23 protein-coding genes are annotated in these 18,351 nt (G+C 44.4%); 20 read left to right on the top strand and 3 right to left on the bottom strand.

Features of this window, described 5'->3' with window-relative positions:
• The first annotated feature begins 12 nt into the window (after positions 1-12).
• The 18 genes from rplO (at position 13) to MLD56_RS22385 (ending at position 13,693) form a co-directional block, all read left to right on the top strand.
• Positions 13-453 carry a 50S ribosomal protein L15 gene (rplO, locus tag MLD56_RS22470; RefSeq protein ID WP_013312149.1) on the top strand — a complete coding sequence of 147 codons (441 nt, stop codon included), beginning with the start codon at positions 13-15 and terminating at the stop codon, positions 451-453.
• The gene (gene secY / locus MLD56_RS22465) at positions 453-1,751 is read left to right on the top strand and encodes a preprotein translocase subunit SecY (RefSeq protein WP_029514487.1); all 1,299 of its coding nucleotides are present in this window, start codon (positions 453-455) and stop codon (positions 1,749-1,751) included. Before rplO ends, secY begins: the two co-directional genes overlap by 1 nt.
• Before the next feature lie 90 nt (positions 1,752-1,841).
• Complete coding sequence (locus MLD56_RS22460; protein WP_029514486.1) at positions 1,842-2,486, top strand: adenylate kinase; 645 nt, start codon at positions 1,842-1,844, stop codon at positions 2,484-2,486.
• A 5-nt stretch (positions 2,487-2,491) separates the two neighbouring features.
• The gene (locus MLD56_RS22455; protein ID WP_029514485.1) at positions 2,492-3,031 is read left to right on the top strand and encodes a M24 family metallopeptidase; all 540 of its coding nucleotides are present in this window, start codon (positions 2,492-2,494) and stop codon (positions 3,029-3,031) included.
• 9 nt (positions 3,032-3,040) lie between these two features.
• Positions 3,041-3,349, top strand: a complete 309-nt coding sequence (locus MLD56_RS22450) for a KOW domain-containing RNA-binding protein (protein ID WP_013312145.1) — start codon at positions 3,041-3,043, stop codon at positions 3,347-3,349.
• A 2-nt stretch (positions 3,350-3,351) separates the two neighbouring features.
• A complete protein-coding gene (gene infA / locus MLD56_RS22445; protein ID WP_006212898.1) occupies positions 3,352-3,567 on the top strand; it encodes a translation initiation factor IF-1 in 216 nt (71 codons plus the stop codon).
• Positions 3,568-3,685: 118 nt separating this feature from the next.
• A complete protein-coding gene (gene rpmJ / locus MLD56_RS22440; protein WP_003333770.1) occupies positions 3,686-3,799 on the top strand; it encodes a 50S ribosomal protein L36 in 114 nt (37 codons plus the stop codon).
• 21 nt (positions 3,800-3,820) lie between these two features.
• Positions 3,821-4,189 (top strand): 30S ribosomal protein S13, encoded by a 369-nt coding sequence (rpsM, locus tag MLD56_RS22435; RefSeq protein ID WP_007432560.1) that lies wholly within the window; start codon positions 3,821-3,823, stop codon positions 4,187-4,189.
• 19 nt (positions 4,190-4,208) lie between these two features.
• A complete protein-coding gene (rpsK, locus tag MLD56_RS22430; RefSeq protein ID WP_013312144.1) occupies positions 4,209-4,604 on the top strand; it encodes a 30S ribosomal protein S11 in 396 nt (131 codons plus the stop codon).
• Positions 4,605-4,739: 135 nt separating this feature from the next.
• Positions 4,740-5,684 carry a DNA-directed RNA polymerase subunit alpha gene (locus MLD56_RS22425; RefSeq protein WP_007432558.1) on the top strand — a complete coding sequence of 315 codons (945 nt, stop codon included), beginning with the start codon at positions 4,740-4,742 and terminating at the stop codon, positions 5,682-5,684.
• Positions 5,685-5,718: 34 nt separating this feature from the next.
• A complete protein-coding gene (rplQ, locus tag MLD56_RS22420; RefSeq protein WP_013312143.1) occupies positions 5,719-6,084 on the top strand; it encodes a 50S ribosomal protein L17 in 366 nt (121 codons plus the stop codon).
• Between the two features lie 151 nt (positions 6,085-6,235).
• Positions 6,236-7,021 (top strand): tRNA pseudouridine(38-40) synthase TruA, encoded by a 786-nt coding sequence (gene truA / locus MLD56_RS22415; protein WP_029514484.1) that lies wholly within the window; start codon positions 6,236-6,238, stop codon positions 7,019-7,021.
• 183 nt (positions 7,022-7,204) lie between these two features.
• The gene (gene rplM / locus MLD56_RS22410) at positions 7,205-7,642 is read left to right on the top strand and encodes a 50S ribosomal protein L13 (protein ID WP_013312141.1); all 438 of its coding nucleotides are present in this window, start codon (positions 7,205-7,207) and stop codon (positions 7,640-7,642) included.
• A 20-nt stretch (positions 7,643-7,662) separates the two neighbouring features.
• Positions 7,663-8,055, top strand: coding sequence for a 30S ribosomal protein S9 (rpsI, locus tag MLD56_RS22405; protein WP_013312140.1), 393 nt, complete (start codon positions 7,663-7,665; stop codon positions 8,053-8,055).
• Between the two features lie 1,709 nt (positions 8,056-9,764).
• A complete protein-coding gene (locus MLD56_RS22400; protein ID WP_029514483.1) occupies positions 9,765-10,457 on the top strand; it encodes a phosphoadenylyl-sulfate reductase in 693 nt (230 codons plus the stop codon).
• A 54-nt stretch (positions 10,458-10,511) separates the two neighbouring features.
• Positions 10,512-11,681, top strand: a complete 1,170-nt coding sequence (gene sat / locus MLD56_RS22395) for a sulfate adenylyltransferase (protein WP_029514482.1) — start codon at positions 10,512-10,514, stop codon at positions 11,679-11,681.
• A gap of 68 nt (positions 11,682-11,749) precedes the next feature.
• Positions 11,750-12,526: an N-acetylmuramoyl-L-alanine amidase CwlD gene (gene cwlD, locus MLD56_RS22390; protein WP_029514481.1), complete on the top strand. Its 777-nt coding sequence runs from the start codon at positions 11,750-11,752 to the stop codon at positions 12,524-12,526.
• Between the two features lie 60 nt (positions 12,527-12,586).
• On the top strand, positions 12,587-13,693 hold the full coding sequence (locus tag MLD56_RS22385; protein WP_029514480.1) for an Mrp/NBP35 family ATP-binding protein: 1,107 nt from the start codon (positions 12,587-12,589) through the stop codon (positions 13,691-13,693).
• A gap of 113 nt (positions 13,694-13,806) precedes the next feature.
• On the opposite strand, the gene MLD56_RS22380 is transcribed toward MLD56_RS22385, so the two are convergent.
• The 3 genes from MLD56_RS22380 to pdaB all read right to left on the bottom strand — a co-directional run bounded on the left by MLD56_RS22380 (position 13,807) and on the right by pdaB (position 16,938).
• Positions 13,807-15,167, bottom strand: a protein-coding gene (locus tag MLD56_RS22380) for an IS1182 family transposase (RefSeq protein WP_241113430.1) whose coding sequence is annotated in 2 segments (ribosomal slippage) — positions 13,807-14,600 and positions 14,600-15,167 — 1,362 coding nt in all. Because the reading frame shifts where the segments join, the coding sequence is not laid out codon by codon here.
• A gap of 138 nt (positions 15,168-15,305) precedes the next feature.
• Positions 15,306-16,052, bottom strand: a complete 747-nt coding sequence (gerD, locus tag MLD56_RS22375) for a spore germination lipoprotein GerD (protein WP_029517534.1) — start codon at positions 16,050-16,052, stop codon at positions 15,306-15,308.
• A 106-nt stretch (positions 16,053-16,158) separates the two neighbouring features.
• On the bottom strand, positions 16,159-16,938 hold the full coding sequence (gene pdaB, locus MLD56_RS22370; protein WP_023990485.1) for a polysaccharide deacetylase family sporulation protein PdaB: 780 nt from the start codon (positions 16,936-16,938) through the stop codon (positions 16,159-16,161).
• Between the two features lie 98 nt (positions 16,939-17,036).
• Here pdaB and MLD56_RS22365 point away from each other — a divergent pair, with 98 nt between their 5' ends.
• Together MLD56_RS22365 and MLD56_RS22360 are read left to right on the top strand one after the other, a co-directional pair.
• Entirely contained in the window at positions 17,037-17,651 is a 615-nt protein-coding gene (locus MLD56_RS22365) for a stage II sporulation protein M (RefSeq protein WP_029517533.1), read from the top strand.
• A 191-nt stretch (positions 17,652-17,842) separates the two neighbouring features.
• Positions 17,843-18,073: a hypothetical protein gene (locus MLD56_RS22360; protein ID WP_013312131.1), complete on the top strand. Its 231-nt coding sequence runs from the start codon at positions 17,843-17,845 to the stop codon at positions 18,071-18,073.
• The last annotated feature ends 278 nt before the right edge of the window (positions 18,074-18,351 follow it).

Here is an 18,351-nt window from a genome sequence, read left to right as displayed (position 1 = left end):
GTGCAACGAACGATGAAGTTACATGAGCTTTCCCCAGCTCCAGGCTCCCGCAAAGAACGTAAACGTTTGGGTCGTGGTCCTAGTAGTGGTACGGGTAAAACTTCTGGTCGTGGTCATAAAGGTCAAAACGCTCGTTCCGGCGGTGGTGTACGTCCGGGCTTCGAGGGTGGTCAAAACCCACTGTATCGTCGCTTGCCTAAACGCGGTTTCGTAAATCCTACTCGTAAAGAGTATGCGGTTTTGAATATCGAAGATTTGAACAGTTTTGCAGCGGGTACAGAAGTAAGCCCTGAGTTTTTGCTGAACAATGGCATTGTGAAAAACGCCAAATCCGGAATTAAAATTCTGGGTAACGGTGAAATCACTGTGAAATTGACAGTTAAAGCGAACAAGTTCTCTCAATCTGCGGTAGAGAAAATTGAAGCTGCCGGCGGTAAAACCGAGGTGATCTAATGTTCAAGACCCTGAAAAATATATGGCGGGTTGAGGATCTTAGAACCCGAATCCTGTTCACCCTGTTTATACTCTTTGTATATCGTATTGGCTCCTTCGTGCCGGTTCCCGGCGTGAACAAGCAAGTCTTTACTTCTCAGGATCAAGCAGGAAGCGAGTTGTTTGGACTCCTTAACACCTTCTCAGGGGGCGCATTGTATCAGTTTTCGATCTTCGCCCTCGGGATTATGCCATATATTACAGCGTCCATCATTGTACAGTTGCTGTCAATGGACGTGATTCCGAAACTTGCGGAATGGGCTAAACAAGGAGAGCATGGTAAAAAGAAGTTGGCTCAAATTACGCGTTATGGTACGGTAATACTTGGCCTGATTCAAGCATTCGGAACGTCGATTGGTTTTAATCGACTGTACGGTGCAGCGATGATTCCAGGAGCCACTTTTGCAGATTATCTGGTCATTGCCATTGTGCTTACAGCAGGAACTACGTTCCTTATGTGGCTCGGTGAGCAAATTACCGAAAAGGGAATCGGCAATGGTATCTCTATTGTTATCTTCGCAGGGATTGCGGCGGGTATTCCAAGACATATTCGGACGGTTGTAGAATCTCAGTTTATTCAGGCGGATCAGCTGTTTATGAATATTCTGAAGGCAATTATAATTGCTCTGGTGATTGTTCTGATTATTGTTGGTGTTATCTACATCCAGCAAGGTATTCGGAAAATCCCGGTACAATACGCGAAACGTGTAGTTGGCAACAAAATGTACGGTGGCCAGAATACGCATATTCCGATGAAAATTAATGCGGCAGGCGTTATTCCGGTAATCTTTGCGGTATCATTGCTGCAATTCCCGACAATTATTGCGAGTTTCTGGGCAGATCATGTTTGGGCTAAGTGGGTTACCACTTACTTGTATTATGACAAGCCGCTGGGCATGGTTTTGTATGTCGTAATGATTATCGGTTTCACATTCTTCTATACCTTTGTACAGATGAATCCGCAGCAAATGGCCGACAATATGAAGAAAAACGGCGGTTATGTTCCGGGAATTCGTCCGGGTAAAGCCACGGAGAAATACTTGACACGAGTAATGTCACGTTTGACAATGACAGGAGCTTTGTTTCTGGCAGTCATATCCGTTTTGCCGGTATTCTTCGGTTCGCTTTCGGGCTTGCCTCGTTCCGTGCAAATTGGCGGTACTTCATTGCTCATCATCATTGGTGTAGCATTGGATACAATGAAGCAAATCGAAAGCCAACTGATCAAACGCCATTACAAAGGCTTCATCAACAAATAGGCAATAGGTACCGGCTTAGGATGTTCGCATGCTTACCGGCACCTTTTGTGCTGTTTCTTGTGTAGGGGTCGTCTTGAGGAGTGACAGATTGTGAATATTTTGATCATGGGCCCTCCGGGGGCTGGTAAAGGTACACAAGCAGATGTCATTGTGAAGGAATTCGGCATTCCTCATATCTCGACAGGTGATGCTTTTCGCCTAGCGATGAAACAGGGAACACCTATTGGCATTAAAGCTAAAGAATATATCGACAAGGGTGAACTTGTTCCGGATGACGTAACAATCGGCATCGTTGAAGAACGGCTGCAACAGCCAGATTGCAAGAAAGGGTTCTTGCTGGACGGTTTTCCAAGAACTTTGGCTCAGGCTGAAGCCTTGGATCAAATTTTGGGTCGTTTGAATACGAAGCTAGATGACGTTATTAACTTGAAAGTGGATAGTGACAACTTGTTGGCACGAATCACAGGACGGCGGGTTTGTAAAACCTGCGGAACTAGCTATCATATTGTCTTTAATCCTCCTAAGGTTGAAGGCATTTGCGACAAAGACGGTGGGGAACTCTATCAGCGTCCTGACGATAATGAAGATAGCGTAAGAACACGACTTGACGAATATAGTAATAAAACAGCACCACTCCTCACGTTTTATGAGAACCAGAATCTTCTGCGTCATATCGACGGAGAACAGGATATTGATGTGGTTTCCCAAAATATCGTGTCCTTGTTGCGGGGTTAGCTGTAATGATCATTTGCAAGTCGGGGGCGGAATCAAGCTTTATGAGGAAAGCTGAGAGAATAGTTACGGAAACGGATCATTTCTTGGCAGGACACATCGAGCCCGGTATTACGACCGGTGAACTTGATCATTTAGCTGATCGGTATATTCGCAGTCAGGGAGCTGTGCCGTCTTTTAAAGGTTATAACGGTTTTCCTGCTAGCATTTGCGCTTCAGTCAACGAACAACTGGTGCACGGATTTCCCGGCAAACGCAAGTTAAACAAAGGCGATATCATCGCGAAAACTCGCCAGTTTACAATGTCGCATGCCATTCGGCAATATATTGAGAATCCAAACCGTGGTATTCCTGAGCAGGGGCCGAGGCTGAAAACCGGCATTGTGCTGGCTATTGAATCTATGATTCAAATAGGTTCTCACCATGTAGGGGCGCTGGAAGACAACTGGACGGTCGTTACGATCAACGTAACCTCATGTGCTCATAACGAGCAAGCGGTGACGTGCGGAACGGGCGGCATGGACATTTTCACGAAACTGAGTGCGTAGGTGATTGGAATGATTCAGCAAGGAAACCTGCAAATCGGTCAGCTGGTGAAGATTCTGAAAGGCAGAGGTGCCGGACAGATTGCGGTTGTCGTTTCAGTAGCAGATAGCAGGTTTGTATATATTGCGGATGGGGATAAACGAAAGTTTGATCAAGCGAAGAAGAAAAATGTTCTTCATTTGGTGCCTCAGCCAAAGATTAGTAGCGAGATTGTAAACAGTTTAAACGAAAGCGGTCGGGTGACGAATGGAAAGCTGCGCCATGCAGTGAAAACTTTCCTGGATTCGTCCGAATACCAAGCTGAAGAGAAAGGAGACTGACTTTGGCCAAAGAAGATGTCATTGAGGTTGAAGGTACGGTAATCGAGCCACTGCCGAACGCTACGTTCAAGGTAGAGCTGGAGAACGGTCATCAAATTCTTGCTCATGTTTCCGGAAAGCTGCGGATGCACTTTATCCGTATTTTGACAGGCGACAAGGTGGTTGTACAGTTATCGCCTTACGATTTAACCAAAGGCCGTATAACGTACCGCAAGTAATTCATGCAGGTTTTTATTAAACGTATATCATTTAAAAAAACTTGTTTTGCTCGGCAAAACGATGTGAATGTTCACGAAGCGAGTTTTACCAGGGTAAAGCTTGGAGGAGGTAATCAACATGAAGGTAAGACCTTCTGTAAAACCTATTTGCGAAAAATGCAAAGTCATTCGCCGCAAAGGGAATGTAATGGTTATTTGCGAAAATCCGAAACACAAACAAAAACAAGGTTAATAGAAGGGGGTGTAGCGTAAAATGGCTCGTATAGCTGGTGTGGATTTGCCACGTGACAAACGCGTTGAGATCGCCTTGACTTACATTTTCGGAATCGGTAAAACGACTTCTCAGAAAATCTTGAAGGAAACAGGCATCAGTGCAAACACGCGTGTTCGTGATTTGACTGAAGATGAAGTGAGCAAATTACGTGAAACGATCGACAAAGAAGTTAAAGTAGAAGGCGATCTGCGTCGTGAAATTTCCTTGAATATTAAACGTCTGACTGAGATTGGCTGCTACCGTGGTGTTCGTCACCGTCGTGGGTTGCCTGTTCGCGGACAACGTACTAAAACTAATGCTCGTACGCGTAAAGGTCCTCGTCGGACTGTAGCGAACAAAAAGAAATAAGAAGGGAGGATAACATTCAATGGCTAAACCGAAAAAAGTTGTACGTACAAAACGCCGTGACCGTAAAAATATCGAGACTGGCGTGGCACACATCCGTTCCACGTTCAACAACACGATCGTTACGATCACAGATCCACACGGTAACGCAATCTCTTGGGCCAGCTCAGGCGGCATGGGATTCCGTGGTTCCCGTAAATCTACTCCATTCGCAGCGCAAATGGCCGCAGAAACTGCTGCTAAAGCTGCTATGGAACACGGCATGAAAACTGTCGAAGTCATGGTTAAAGGACCTGGTGCAGGTCGCGAAGCAGCAATCCGCTCTTTGCAAGCTGCTGGTTTGGAAGTTAACCTGATCAAAGACGTAACTCCGGTACCTCATAACGGATGCCGTCCTCCAAAACGTCGTCGCGTCTAATGAGATTTCTCCTCTGCGTGTAGTATAGATCCGGCACAAACTGCCAAGAATGGATGTTTAGGTATACTGCATGATAGACTATGGATAAGGTGAATGTTTCATATAGGAGCGACGTTTTGAAGGAGGGATATTGCAGTGATAGAAATCGAAAAGCCGAAAATTGAGACGGTTGACGTCAATGATGATGGCACCTATGGAAAATTCGTAGTAGAACCGCTGGAACGCGGATACGGTACGACGCTTGGAAACTCGCTTCGCCGTATTCTGTTATCCTCGTTACCGGGGGCAGCAGTCACATCGGTTCAAATCGATGGGGTTCTGCACGAGTTTGCAACGGTTCCCGGTGTGAAGGAAGACGTAACGGAGATCATTCTGAACTTGAAAGCTTTATCGCTTAAAATCCACTCGGATGAAGAGAAAGTACTCGAAATCGATGCGGAAGGCGAAGGAGTTGTAACGGCAGGAGATATCCGTGCGGATAGTGATGTGGAAATTCTTAATCCGGATCTTCACATTGCTACGCTCGGACCGGGTTCGAGACTTCACATGCGTATTTTTGCCAATCGCGGTCGCGGTTACGTTAAGCAGGATCGGAACAAACGTGATGACCAGCCGATCGGCGTCATTCCCGTCGACTCCATCTACACTCCGATTGCACGCGTGAACTACGGCGTAGAAAATACGCGTGTCGGCCAGGTTACGAATTATGACAAGCTGACACTTGAGGTTTGGACTGACGGAAGTATTCGTCCCGAGGAAGCAGTGAGCCTTGGAGCCAAAATTTTGACCGAGCATGTGATGTTGTTCGTGGGTCTCACGGACGAGGCTAAAGATGCTGAAATTATGGTTGAAAAAGAAGAAGACAAGAAAGAAAAAGTTCTTGAAATGACGATCGAAGAGCTGGATCTCTCCGTCCGTTCCTATAACTGCCTTAAGCGCGCTGGTATCAATACGGTACAAGAACTCACGACTAAATCTGAAGAAGATATGATGAAGGTCCGTAACTTGGGTCGCAAATCTTTGGAAGAAGTACAAGAGAAGCTCGAGGAACTTGGTTTAGGACTTCGTACGGAAGAATAGTACAGCAACGTTTTTGTGAAGGAGGGGAAATTACATGGCATACCAAAAATTGGGCCGTAACTCCAGTGCCCGTAAAGCTTTGTTTCGTGATTTGGTAACCGATCTGTTCTTGTATGAGCGTATCCAAACTACTGAGGCTAAAGCAAAAGAAGTTCGTTCTATTGCTGAAAAACTGATCACCAAAGCGAAAAAAGGAGATCTGCACGCACGTCGTCAAGTGGCTGCGTTCGTTCGCCGTGAAACTTTGGATGGTGAGCAGGATGCAATCCAAAAGCTGTTTAGCGAATTGGCTACACGTTACACTGAGCGTCCAGGTGGATACACTCGTATCTTGAAATTGGGACCTCGTCGTGGCGACGCCGCTCCAATGGTATATCTGGAATTGGTTGACCGCGCGTAAACAGGCGAAGATGAGGGAAGGGTGGACAGAATCGGCTTGATTCTGAACAACCCTTTTTTTCTCTTGGAGGAGTCCTTGAGGGACTTCTCCTTTGTTATGTTCGGTTATTCCTTGTAAGGCCAGAGAATACCCCTATAAAGGTGTGAGAAGCATGCGGAACTTGTGCATGAAGGTGAACTATGACGGAACCCACTATGATGGCTTTCAGACGCAGCCTAACGGTAACACTATTCAGGACTGCCTTGAACATGCTATCTACTCATTGACGGGCGAGCGTCTTAAAATTACAGGCTCAGGCCGTACAGATGCAGGTGTACATGCATACGGGCAGGTATTCAATTTTCACACTGAATCGCCGATTCCAATACAGCGCTGGTGTCTGGCACTTAATGCCTGGTTGCCTCGTGATATCATCGTTACGGATGCGAGAGAGGTGCCAATGTCCTTTCATGCACGCCGCATGGCGAAGCGGAAGACATATCGGTACAGTATTAATGCGAACCGGTTTCCGGACATCTTTCACCGTCGTACACAGGCCCATCATCCAACGAGTCTGGATGTAAGAGCGATGGAGGAAGGGTTGGCTCATTTAGTTGGCACCTTTGATTATACTTCGTTCGCATCTCGACGTTCCCAAAAGACGAATCATGTTCGCACTATTTACGAAGCCTATATGACAGTAGACCATTCCTTTTCACGTCCGGGCTCGGATGATCAGGGAATTATTCATACTTATATTACAGGTAGCGGATTTTTGCAGCACATGGTTCGGATTATTATGGGGACTTTGCTGGAAGTGGGAGAAGGCAAAAAATCGTCGGATGATATTCCTTCCATTTTGGAGGCGAAAAATCGTTCAAAGGCTGGACCTACGGCCGTCGGACACGCTTTAACTCTCTGGAATGTAGAGTACGACGAAAACATCAAAAAACATTGATTTTACTCTTGCGGAATTGATGGTTATCCTGTAATATAAAAGTTGTGTTTTCTTAATGGCTTTCCCACAGCCCCAATTAAGATAATCACTTTAAAGTAACATCTAATCCATCAATAATGCAGCAACTTAACGAACGAAGATAAATGATGATTTCTGTTAACGAACTTAAGGAGGATACTTTTCATGCGTACTACGTATATGGCGAAGCCAAATGAAGTTGAGCGCAACTGGCACATCATTGATGCCGAAGGCAAAACGCTCGGTCGTCTGGCAAGCGAAGCGGCTGCGTTGATTCGCGGCAAACACAAGCCACAGTTTACACCACATGTGGACACAGGTGATTTTGTTGTTGTAATCAATGCGGAAAAAATCGTATTGACCGGTAAAAAAATGGAGAACAAGAAATACTACCGTCACTCCCTGCATCCGGGTGGTCTGAAAGTAACGGTTGCACAAGAAATGGTTAAGAACAAGCCTGAGCGCATGTTGGAATTGGCTGTTCACGGTATGCTTCCTAAAACTCGTCAAGGCGAGAAAATGAAGCTGAGACTTAAAGCTTACAGAGGCACTGAGCATCCACATGCAGCACAAAAACCTGAAGTTTACGAACTTCGCGGATAATTAAAAGGGAGGACAGTTTCATGGCACAAGTACAATACTATGGGACAGGTCGTCGTAAACATTCGGTAGCTCGTGTTCGTCTCGTACCGGGTGAAGGACGCATTGTCATCAATAAGCGTGATATTAATGAATATTTCGGTTTGGAAACTCTCAAACTGATCGTAAAACAACCACTGAACCTGACAGAAACAGTTGGTAGCTATGACGTACTCGTTATCGCTCATGGTGGTGGTATCTCTGGTCAAGCCGGCGCAATTCGCCACGGTATTTCCCGTGCTTTGTTGAAAGCAGATCCGGAATTCCGTCCAGCTTTGAAAAAAGCAGGCTTCTTGACTCGTGACCCACGTATGAAAGAACGTAAAAAATACGGTCTCAAAGCCGCTCGTCGTGCACCACAGTTCTCGAAACGTTAATATTTCGAATACAGAAGAACCTTTTCCTTATGGAAAGGGTTCTTTTTTTAATTTCCTAATCATTACCCACATGTGGATAAGTAGACCTAGTTTAAAGCTATGAGTTTCGGCATGTTTCAGCGAATACATAAATAACCGCATGCAAATGCACGGAAAACGAGAAGTTATCCACGAAGGAATTGAAGATGATATTGTTATACACAAATACAGTTTGCTATTTCAACGTAGTTTATTCTGTAATGTTTATAACCTGTGACTAAATATATTGTCCGGCTATTTAGTTTAGCCTGGTCTTAATATTCTCTGCTAAGTGCTGTTTCGCGAGGGTACTTTGCTTTCACCTGTTTATGTAAAGTTCTCGTTGATATGTTCTGGGAGCACTGTCTATGCCTCTTGTAGAGCTGTTTTGGGCGCAGCAGGGATACAGCAAGGAATACCTCTTTTTATTTGTGTGTACTGAGCAGAAGGACGATCCTTAACCTAACTGTCGGCTGCCTAGGCTGCTGCAATTGCAACGGCGATGTACTTGTTGCTGGTAATAGAAATAGTCTACACAGCAATCGCCACAAACTATAAACAGGAGCACTATGCATTGTCCGACTGTTTACCCTCATAAAATCGCTCCTCATTGATGACAGCTTTAAAAAGACTTCCAGAGCGATAAGAGCCTTGTTTGTGTCCAGTGGATCAATTGTTCGGTAATTGCCTCTACAAGCGCTATAGGATTGGATAGAGGCATAATAAGAATTCAGCGCGGAGTCATTTCTTTTATAATTTCCACAATGAAGGTATCGCTGACGCCAGAGCTCCTGAATAGTATAGTGGTTTCATCTGGCTAAAAATTCGGGTAAATGCTATTTCGCTTTTACCCTCTTCTGAACTTATCCACATACGGACTTCATCTTTTGAATGCAGAATAAGAATTCTGAAGCTAAAGGTATTTTCAAATCCCTCAGTTGGCGTCCTTCGATAATCTTAGATTCAGAAACGATGCTTGTTATCTTCTATAGATAGTTTTGCATGATCAAGCAACCCAAAGCTGTTCAGTATTACCGATGGCTGCCTCGCACTGGGCACAGGATTAGGATACGCTGCTCCTAGTTGACTCTAAAGCATTTTACTCAGAAAATCCGCAAGCAGACGTTAAGTACAAAAAAACATTTTGGCTATCAAATCATTCAACCAAGTGATTTTACGTAGCATGATAGGTTGTCAAAAAAATGCTTATCCGTACGTTCGGTTTGCTCTTCCAAAGTCACCATAGGGAATATTCCTTCAAGGACCAAACTACTTCCATATGTTGTTGTATAAGAAAGGCCTTTTTTTAAAAGCGTACTGTTAGTACATCTTTGTCTTCGACAGGGTGGAGAACAAGCCATCTTTCTTGACGGAAAAAATCCCTAATTCAAGCATACTTTCAGCTACAATAGTTACCTTTAGTAACCAAAGAGCTTATGTACCATTCTCAAATGTTTGGTATAAGAATATTTTATATAAAGTCAATGTACTTGGTTGGATACGCAAGAAAGCATTAAAGAATGCTGACAGAACAACATTCCTACAAGTTTGGGTGGATAAATGCTTGCATCAGGACATTTTGCCTTGGATTGACAATGATTAAGAAAGTTTTATACTGTATTTAATCTTATTAGTTTAGTCGGTATTGGAGTGACACTATTTATGAATCTTCATATGGAGGCGCATTGATAATGAATTTATTGGAGAAAGAAGCGTTGATTAGAGTCAAGGCAATTGAACTGGAAGATGCTACGCCAGAGGAAATTATCCAGTATGCTGTTCTTACATTTCCCAATCTTACCTTTGCTTGTAGCTTCGGAGCAGAAGATGTAGTACTAGTAGACATGCTTCAAAAAATTAGCCCTTCCACCGACATTTTTTACTTGGACACCGACTTTCATTTTCAAGAAACTTACGATACGCGAGATCAGATGAAGGCCAGGTACAACTTGGATTTTGTTAGAGTCTCTCCCTTAATTACTCCCGAAGAGCAAGCGGCTAAACATGGAGAGGAACTGTGGAAAACAGATCCTAACACATGTTGTGGTATACGCAAAGTTGAGCCGCTGACACGCATTTTGTCGCAATACGATGCATGGATTACCGGTATTCGCCGCGATCAGGCCCCTACTCGCGCGAATTCAAAAAAGATAGAGTATGATGAAAAGTTTGGACTCGTTAAATTTAACCCCTTGGCAAGCTGGACATCCGAGGATGTATGGAACTATATCCGCACTCATGAAGTGCTGTATAATCCATTGCATGACCGCAATTATCCAAGTATCGGTTGTGAGCAATGTACCCGTGAGGTCCTACCAGGTGAAGATCCTCGTGCAGGTCGCTGGTCTGGCAATGAGAAAACGGAGTGCGGGCTCCATCAATAAAATGATATTCAGGTAGCTATGAGTCATATTTATGAAGAAGAAGGGAAGTGCATTATGACTGCAATTCTTCCGCATGGCGGAACACTTGTTGATAAAATCATTACAGGACCGAAGCAAAAAGCACTTTTGCAGGCCGCAGAGGAATTGTTTCCTATCCGTGTAAACTCATGGACCATTTCTGATCTGGATTTGATTGGAGTGGGGGCTTTCTCTCCTTTGACGGGGTTTATGAATGAATCTGACTATAGGTCAGTGGTAACAGATATGCGTCTTGCCGATGGTACAGTCTGGAGTATTCCCATTACTCTTGCAGTTGCAGAAAGTATAGCCAGTGAATTGAAATTAGGTCAGCAGGTGGCTTTAGTGGGGGAAACAGACGGTACCATTTATGCTGTACTTAATATTGAAAGTATTTATCAGGTAGATCAGGCTGAGGAAGCCAGAAGAGTATTCAAGACGGATGACCCGGCTCACCCTGGCGTAAACAAACTGTTAGATCGACCTGCTACGTATGTTGGTGGATCTGTGCAAGTGCTGAATCGGCCGGAGGCCACACAATTTAGTGAGTTTTACTATACACCATCACAGACACGCGACTATTTTGCAGAAAAAGGCTGGAAAACAGTGGTCGGTTTTCAAACACGAAATCCGGTACACCGAGCACATGAGTACATCCAAAAAAGCGCGATGGAGATTGTGGATGCATTGTTTCTAAACCCACTCGTTGGTGAAACCAAGTCAGATGACGTTCCGGCAGATGTGCGTATGAAGAGCTATCTGGTGCTGCTGGACAATTATTATCCGGCTGATCGGACTTTTCTGGGGGTATTTCCTGCTGCCATGCGATACGCGGGCCCTAGAGAGGCCATTTTTCATGCTATTGTGCGAAAGAACTATGGCTGCACCCATTTTATTGTTGGAAGGGATCATGCTGGTGTAGGAGACTATTATGGTACCTACGAGGCACAGGAAATTTTCAGGCACTTTACACCTGAAGAGCTGGGGATTACTCCATTGTTCTTTGAACACAGCTTTTATTGCACCCGATGTGGAAACATGGCTTCAAGTAAAACATGCCCACATCCCAAGGAGCAACATTTAACGCTCTCGGGCACCAAGGTACGGGAATTGTTGCGCTCTGGGGTTTGCCCGCCACCTGAATTTACACGACCGGAAGTTGCTCAAGTGCTGATTGAAGGTATGAAGGAATTTGTTCATGCCTGAGTTGTACTATCTACACGCCTCGTCCCATATAGATTATTAGTATCTGTATAGGACGGAGGCGTTTTGTTATGCAAAAAAATAATCGTAAAAACGAGGTTACACTGTGGATTCGCTATCGGACGTTGCAAAAAATGCTGTTGGGCTGTTGTCTCGCCGTTCTATTTATTACGCTGGCATTGTATGAGATACCTGCTTCGAGAGCTTGGACCCATTGGAGTTTACCCCTTACAGGTAAAGTAATTGCCATAGATGCTGGACACGGAGGGCCTGATGGAGGGGCGGTTAGCAAAGAAGGGATTATTGAAAAGGATATTAATCTGGCAATCGCTTTTTATTTGCGGGATTATTTACAGCAAGCAGGTGCTGTTGTTGTCATGACACGTGAGGATGACCGTGACCTGGCGCAGCAAGAAACGAAAGGTTATTCCAAAAGAAAAACGGAGGATTTGAAGCAGCGTGTGCGTATAATTGAGGAGCAGAAAGCAGACCTCTTTCTAAGTATTCATATGAACAGTATCCCGTCGAGCCGTTGGAGTGGAGCCCAGACCTTTTACGTACCTAACCATGCAGATAACGAGAATTTGGCGTCTTTAATTCAGGAAGAGATCAAACGTAACTTGGAAAATACGGACAGAGTGGCTAAGACCGTGAACACAGTTTATTTATTGAAAGCTCTCAAAATGCCATCAGCCCTTGTTGAAGTCGGATTTTTGTCCCATCCAGAGGAGGCCAGACGACTAAGTGACGTGAACTATCAAAGACAGGTGGCGGCGTCCATATATAAGGGGATTTTGCGTTACTGTGCCGGGGAAAAGGGGATCTCACCAGCACCTGAGGCCAGATAGTGGTATACTGTAAGTGTTTACCACTCCGTAAATTCATCAAAGCAGAGGTGCTGATAAATCATGCAATCAAGAGAGCAAGTTATAGAGTTACTTCAACAAGTACGGGAGCCTTATACAGGACGCCGTCTAGTCGATCTCCATTTTATTCGGGATGTGGTTGTTAAAGAGGATCGTGTATCCTTGACCGCTATTAGTCTGAATAACCAGGAAGAGACGCTTGCAGAACTGGAGCGGGAAATCCGGCAGACTTTAGAAGAGGCGGGATTAAGTCACGTCCATATTCGTATTCGTGAGGCATCTGAGCATGAAAAGTCCGCAATTCAAGCTGGGGAGAATACCGAGGACGCCGCTGACCCGGTTTTGACCAAAGGACATGCTGTCGGTATGGAAGAACATGAGCTGCTTAACCCAGCATCTGGCGTCCGGTTTATTGCTATTGCAAGCGGAAAAGGTGGTGTCGGAAAATCGACAGTAGCTGTAAATTTGGCTGCTGCTTTAGCTAGACATGGGAAGCGTGTGGGTTTAATTGATGCGGATATCTATGGATTCAGTGTGCCGGATATGATTGGAGTAGAGGATGTGCCTTCTGTCGAAGAGGGTATCATTCAGCCAGTGGAGCGATTTGGTATCAAAATCATGTCTATGGGCTTCTTTGTCAGAGAGAACAACCCGGTGATCTGGAGAGGTCCCATGCTGGGGAGAATGCTCAGACAGTTTTTTAGTGATGTCGAATGGGGAAAACTGGACTATATGATTCTCGATTTACCACCAGGCACTGGCGATGTAGCGCTTGACGTACATCAAATGATTCCGCAGAGTGAAGAAATCATTGTCACTACTCCACATGCAACGGCGGCTTTTGTAGCTGCACGTGCAGGCGCAATGGCGCTTCAAACGGATCATAAGGTCATCGGTGTTGTGGAGAACATGTCTTATTATGTGTCCTCCACTGGAGAAAAGGACTATGTTTTTGGGCGAGGAGGAGGGGCTATGCTGGCAGACACTCTTCATACAAAACTTCTTGCTCAAATTCCGCTGGGTATTCCAGATAATCATCCGTCAGAAGCCGACTTTTCTCCATCAGTATATAAATCCGAGTCGGCGACAGGAGCCATTTACAATGATATTGCTGCTCAAATTATGATCTTGCACACGAAATCTAAATAAAGAAAAAAGGCTGGTTTTTAAACCAGCCCAGATTGTCGAGAAACCCCGTCATTTTGAGACGTGGGTTTCTTTTTCACATCATAATGCTCTGGTCTCTGGAGAAGCAGGGGGGGTTACCCCTGTTTCTCCAGGCGATCTAGGTGGATCGCCATCTTCTTCATGTTCTGCACGGCTGCCGTCATAAGGGCTTGTTCCCTGACGTTTGGAAGACCGCGCAAACGGCAATAGCGAAACCCATGGAGCTCTTTGGCATCCGCGAAGCTTCGCTCAATCGTCTCTTTTCGTTTGCGGTACAGCTTTTTACCAGATGGGCTCAGCCGGTTGCTCCGTACCCACTCTTTGCTGTCTTCCCAGACATGCCGAGTCACCACTTTGCGGTGGTTTCGAGACTGGGTACACTGACTTAGCAGTGGGCAATGCTGGCACTGAGCTGGGTCAGAGGCATACTGCCGGTATCCCTTACGGTCCGTCGTTCGGTAGGGCAGTTCCTGTTGGGCTGGGCATCTATACGCATTGCGTTTGGCATCGTATTCAAACTTCCATTTCGGAAATAGTCCTTGTCTGGGATGGAATCTTCGGTGAGCAATCACGGCAAAAATCTTTCGGTTCTGCAAACCTCGGCAAATCGGCGTTGTTAAATAACCTGAATCTAGTGCAACAGCTTCTACTTGAAAACCAAAACGTTCTCTTTGGCGATCCAAACGGGACAAATAGGGGACAGAATCATGTACATTCCCTGGTGTCACATGCACGTCCGTAATCAGATTGTACTTCATATCCACCGTGCGGTGGTCCAGATAGAAGAAGCCTTCGGGCTTGCCATCACGGATCATATAGCCGCTGTCCGGGTCTGTTTTGCTCACTTTAATTTCTTTTTCTTCGTTCACTTCCTCTCGGGATTTTAAGGCTTTTTTCCGTGGTTTCTCCGGTCATCCTTCACCGCTTCGTTCAGCTCGTCCATATAGTCTTTAGTATTCTGCAACACTTGTTCTTTGGTGTACTGGTGCCTGTTAGCATTGGCTTTGACGTGTGTGGAATCGGTGACGAGAACACGCCCACCCACCATTCGGTGAGAGATCGCCTGCAGCACAATTTCATCGAAGATATCTTGAAAGATCGTGGTGTCTTTAAAGCGAGTGCGACGATTCCAGCTAATCGTCGTATGGTCCGGAACTTTATCCGTTAAGCCCAACCCCAGAAACCAACGATAAGCTAGGTTCGTCTGAATTTCTCGCTCGAGTTGCCGTTCTGAGCGAATGCCATAGAAATAACCGAGAAAGATCATTTTAAACAATACGGTAGGATCAATGGCAGGACGCCCGTTGTCTGCACAATACAGTGGTCGAACTTTATCATCGATAAACGAAAAATCGATATACTTATCTACTTTGCGGAGCAAGTGATCTTGAGGAACCAGATCTTCGATGGAAACAAATTCGTAGGATTGTTGTTTTTCGCGGTTGGAGCGTAGCATATCAACACCATCCGTTCTACAATAGTTACCTATATTATACAACATTAACGCGGTGTCGTCTTAAACAAAATTAACATAAAATAGGCTGTCGAGACTTTCTCGACAGCCTGAAGGCTGGTTTTTAAACCAGCCTTTTTATTATTGGCTTCCTCCTTGTTCTCCTTCGCCCCCACCTTCGCCGCCGCCACCACCTTGCTTATCGCCGCCTGCACCGCCTTGCTCACCACTTTTTTTCTCAACCTTGGGTTGAAGCTCCTCTTGTACGACGGTTTTGAGTAAATTCATAACCTCAAGTCGGAAAATCGGATTTTGCATGGCATCATGCATGACTGTCATAGATTGTTTGCGATATTCAGGGGTTTTAGTTAAGTCCATATACATTTTGGTTAATTCTGGCGACTTGAGCATTGCTTCAATTGATTTTTGATAAGAAGGGTCTTTTATAAGTTGCATATGAAGCTGTTTGCTTTGGCTGTTGATGGCTTTGGCAAATTCTCCGGCAAAACGCGGATCAGTCATAATCTTTTCGATTTCTTTTTTATATTCAGGTGATATCAAAGTATCTTTGACTGCGATCTTCATCTGCTCAGCCGATTGCATGGGCATAAGCATCTTCATTCCCATGCTGCCACCAGCCCCACCACCAGATCCACCCTCTTCACTGCTTTGACCGGATTGTCCTTCTTTGGATGAACTGTTTTCCCCAGTTAAAGCTTCCTCTACCGCTTTTTTTCCGTCATCACTTTTCAGGATATCGACAACCATCGTTTTCATCTCTTTATAACTGTTCTGGGGGGGCGCAGAACCCTGATCCGAGCCGCATCCACTCAGTGCAACGCCCAGTACGCATACCGTGCTAACAAATCGCAAACGAGTCCAATTCATGGCCGTATTCCTCCTTCATCATGAATGTGGATAGTATGCGGATGAATGGGGAGAAATATGTCGATTTGCTTTTGGTTTTTAGCTGAGAACGATGTAAAATAACTCCTTAAAGACCCAGTGCCTGATCGCGTACCTCTTTGCCTTTTACTGTACCCTGTTGAAGCAGTTCAGATACAGTCACGAATTCATAGCCCTGTGCACGCAACTTGTCGATAATGACGGGCAAGGCTTCATGCGTTTGTTTACAGGAATCACTGGCATGCAGAAGGACGATATCGCCAGGATGCGCTTTATTTACAACACGGTCGATTATGACCTGAGTACCAGGGTTTTTCCAATCCAGGGAATCTGTATCCCACTGAATGGTTTTGTAGCCTAAAGTGCCGGCAACCTGAAGGACCCTTTTATCAAAGTCGCCATTAGGCATACGGATCAACTTCGGGGACTGTCCCGTCAGTTCGGTTAATGTGGTATGAGCAATTGAAATCTGCTTACGAATATCTTCATCGCTTAAGCTACTGTAATTTTCATGTTTATGGCCATGACTGCCGATTTCAAATCCACTTTCTTTAATCTGATTCACAAGCTCTGGATGTGTTTTACTCCAAGGGGCAGAAAGGAAAAAGGTGGACTTGGTCACTTTTTTATCCTCAAGGACTTTTAAGATGGGGGCAGTACGCTTATCCCCCCAACTAATATCAAAGGTGAGAGCGATCAACTTTTTGTCCGTGGGTACACTATAAATAGCGGTTGGTGCTTCCTCGGAAAAAACCGTAACATTATCGGTTTCTACATAAATGACTCCAACGGTAAAGACGGCTGCAGCCATTACGATTAAGAATCGTTTGATTTTTTTACCGTTTAATACATAGAAAAAAGAATTCATGGTTAATAACGCTCCTTTCATCCTAGAAGTGCTTGTTTACTTAAAGCTATGCCGGGGGTTGTCAATTATTCCATTGGACTAATAGGAGGAATTATCAAATGGGACTAAAAGCTTTTTTTCACGATTTACACACGACAAGACGGCTAATTTTTATCTCTGCAATTCTTTTCTGCACAAGTATTATAGTGGGATGGTTAAGTACAGGCACTATTCAATCCATGCTGGCGCAACAAATGAAGGGGCTGGGAGAAGTAGCGCAGCGCTTGCAGAATTCTGAGCATCCACAATGGAGTTTTTTTGTATTTATCTTTTTCAATAATGCAATTAAATGTGTGCTGGTTATATTTATGGGGGCTGTATTTGGAATCGTACCGTTTATATTTTTGATTGTGAACGGTATGGTATTAGGGTTCGTAGTACACTTGCAGACAGATATAGGAAGAAGTATCTATGAGGTTGTTGTAAAAGGGTTACTGCCTCATGGTGTGATTGAATTGCCAGTTTTGATTATCGCCTGTGCTTTCGGATTGAAGTTCGGAATCAACATAATGTCTACTATAGGTACAAGCATAGGGCTAAAGCGTAAAGAAACTGGCCTGTCGTGGGATGTATTTATGAAACAAACGTTGAGGGTGTCCATATGGTCTGTCATCTTACTGCTTATAGCAGCTGCAATTGAGAGTGGCATAACTTATCGTTTATTGTCACAATAAAATATTATGGCCAATTATTTATATATTTCTTGAAAATTGAACATAACAAAGGGGAGAGCCTAAAGAAAAGGCAAAGATTAATCGGATAAGTTTGAAACCTTAGCAGTTGAGTTTAAAAATAGGTAAAGATTGGAACAATAGTTGAGCAAATATAAGTACTTTATAATCTGCTGATAAGGGAGTATGGTCATATGTTGGGAATGCTGTTTAACGAAAAAGAATGCAAGGAACTTGACTACGTTCTTCGTAAGGAGCTAGATGAAATGCTGCTTGATATGAGCGATACTCGATTGGATCAAGATATTCGCTACGCAATCGCACTTCGATATAAAACAGTCTTCCGCATGTATGCCCGTTTTGCACCCGCCAAGGAACTATCAAAATATGCTCGCAGAGGGCGAGTCCCACAAACTAAACAATGAAAAAGGTAGAAACTACATCAGATATCAGGAAGTAAACTATTTTTAAAAGCTTATACTTTCTGATATCAAAAAAAGTATTGACTCTATTCAATATTCATGGTAAATTAATTTTCGTTCCTTTTTAAAGAATTTGCTCAAAAAAAAGAAATTAAAAAAACTCTTGCAAATCTTAAAAAGAGATGATATATTATAAAGGTCGCCACTGAGACGCGGTGACGAAACAAAGTAAGACATTATGCGAGTTTGATCTTTGAAAACTGAACAACGAGTGAGTACGG

The sequence above is a fragment of the Paenibacillus peoriae genome, assembly GCF_022531965.1.
Taxonomy (GTDB): Bacteria; Bacillota; Bacilli; order Paenibacillales; family Paenibacillaceae; genus Paenibacillus; species Paenibacillus polymyxa_D.
The sequence above is the reverse complement of the archived record's forward strand: the minus strand, read 5'-3'. Positions and strand labels throughout refer to the sequence as shown.

Excerpts from the sequence above, each read along its gene's own strand:
- rplO (WP_013312149.1), top strand. The coding sequence starts at position 13 with ATGAAGTTACATGAGCTTTCCCCAGCTCCAGGCTCCCGCAAAGAACGT.
- rplQ (WP_013312143.1), top strand. The coding sequence starts at position 5,719 with ATGGCATACCAAAAATTGGGCCGTAACTCCAGTGCCCGTAAAGCTTTG.
- MLD56_RS22365 (WP_029517533.1), top strand. The coding sequence starts at position 17,037 with ATGGGACTAAAAGCTTTTTTTCACGATTTACACACGACAAGACGGCTA.
- rpmJ (WP_003333770.1), top strand. The coding sequence starts at position 3,686 with ATGAAGGTAAGACCTTCTGTAAAACCTATTTGCGAAAAATGCAAAGTC.
- MLD56_RS22455 (WP_029514485.1), top strand. The coding sequence starts at position 2,492 with ATGATCATTTGCAAGTCGGGGGCGGAATCAAGCTTTATGAGGAAAGCT.
- rplM (WP_013312141.1), top strand. The coding sequence starts at position 7,205 with ATGCGTACTACGTATATGGCGAAGCCAAATGAAGTTGAGCGCAACTGG.
- secY (WP_029514487.1), top strand. The coding sequence starts at position 453 with ATGTTCAAGACCCTGAAAAATATATGGCGGGTTGAGGATCTTAGAACC.
- MLD56_RS22385 (WP_029514480.1), top strand. The coding sequence starts at position 12,587 with ATGCAATCAAGAGAGCAAGTTATAGAGTTACTTCAACAAGTACGGGAG.
- cwlD (WP_029514481.1), top strand. The coding sequence starts at position 11,750 with ATGCAAAAAAATAATCGTAAAAACGAGGTTACACTGTGGATTCGCTAT.
- pdaB (WP_023990485.1), bottom strand. The coding sequence starts at position 16,938 with ATGAATTCTTTTTTCTATGTATTAAACGGTAAAAAAATCAAACGATTC.
- rpsK (WP_013312144.1), top strand. The coding sequence starts at position 4,209 with ATGGCTAAACCGAAAAAAGTTGTACGTACAAAACGCCGTGACCGTAAA.
- MLD56_RS22400 (WP_029514483.1), top strand. The coding sequence starts at position 9,765 with ATGAATTTATTGGAGAAAGAAGCGTTGATTAGAGTCAAGGCAATTGAA.
- truA (WP_029514484.1), top strand. The coding sequence starts at position 6,236 with ATGCGGAACTTGTGCATGAAGGTGAACTATGACGGAACCCACTATGAT.
- sat (WP_029514482.1), top strand. The coding sequence starts at position 10,512 with ATGACTGCAATTCTTCCGCATGGCGGAACACTTGTTGATAAAATCATT.
- MLD56_RS22450 (WP_013312145.1), top strand. The coding sequence starts at position 3,041 with ATGATTCAGCAAGGAAACCTGCAAATCGGTCAGCTGGTGAAGATTCTG.
- MLD56_RS22360 (WP_013312131.1), top strand. The coding sequence starts at position 17,843 with ATGTTGGGAATGCTGTTTAACGAAAAAGAATGCAAGGAACTTGACTAC.
- rpsM (WP_007432560.1), top strand. The coding sequence starts at position 3,821 with ATGGCTCGTATAGCTGGTGTGGATTTGCCACGTGACAAACGCGTTGAG.
- rpsI (WP_013312140.1), top strand. The coding sequence starts at position 7,663 with ATGGCACAAGTACAATACTATGGGACAGGTCGTCGTAAACATTCGGTA.
- gerD (WP_029517534.1), bottom strand. The coding sequence starts at position 16,052 with ATGAATTGGACTCGTTTGCGATTTGTTAGCACGGTATGCGTACTGGGC.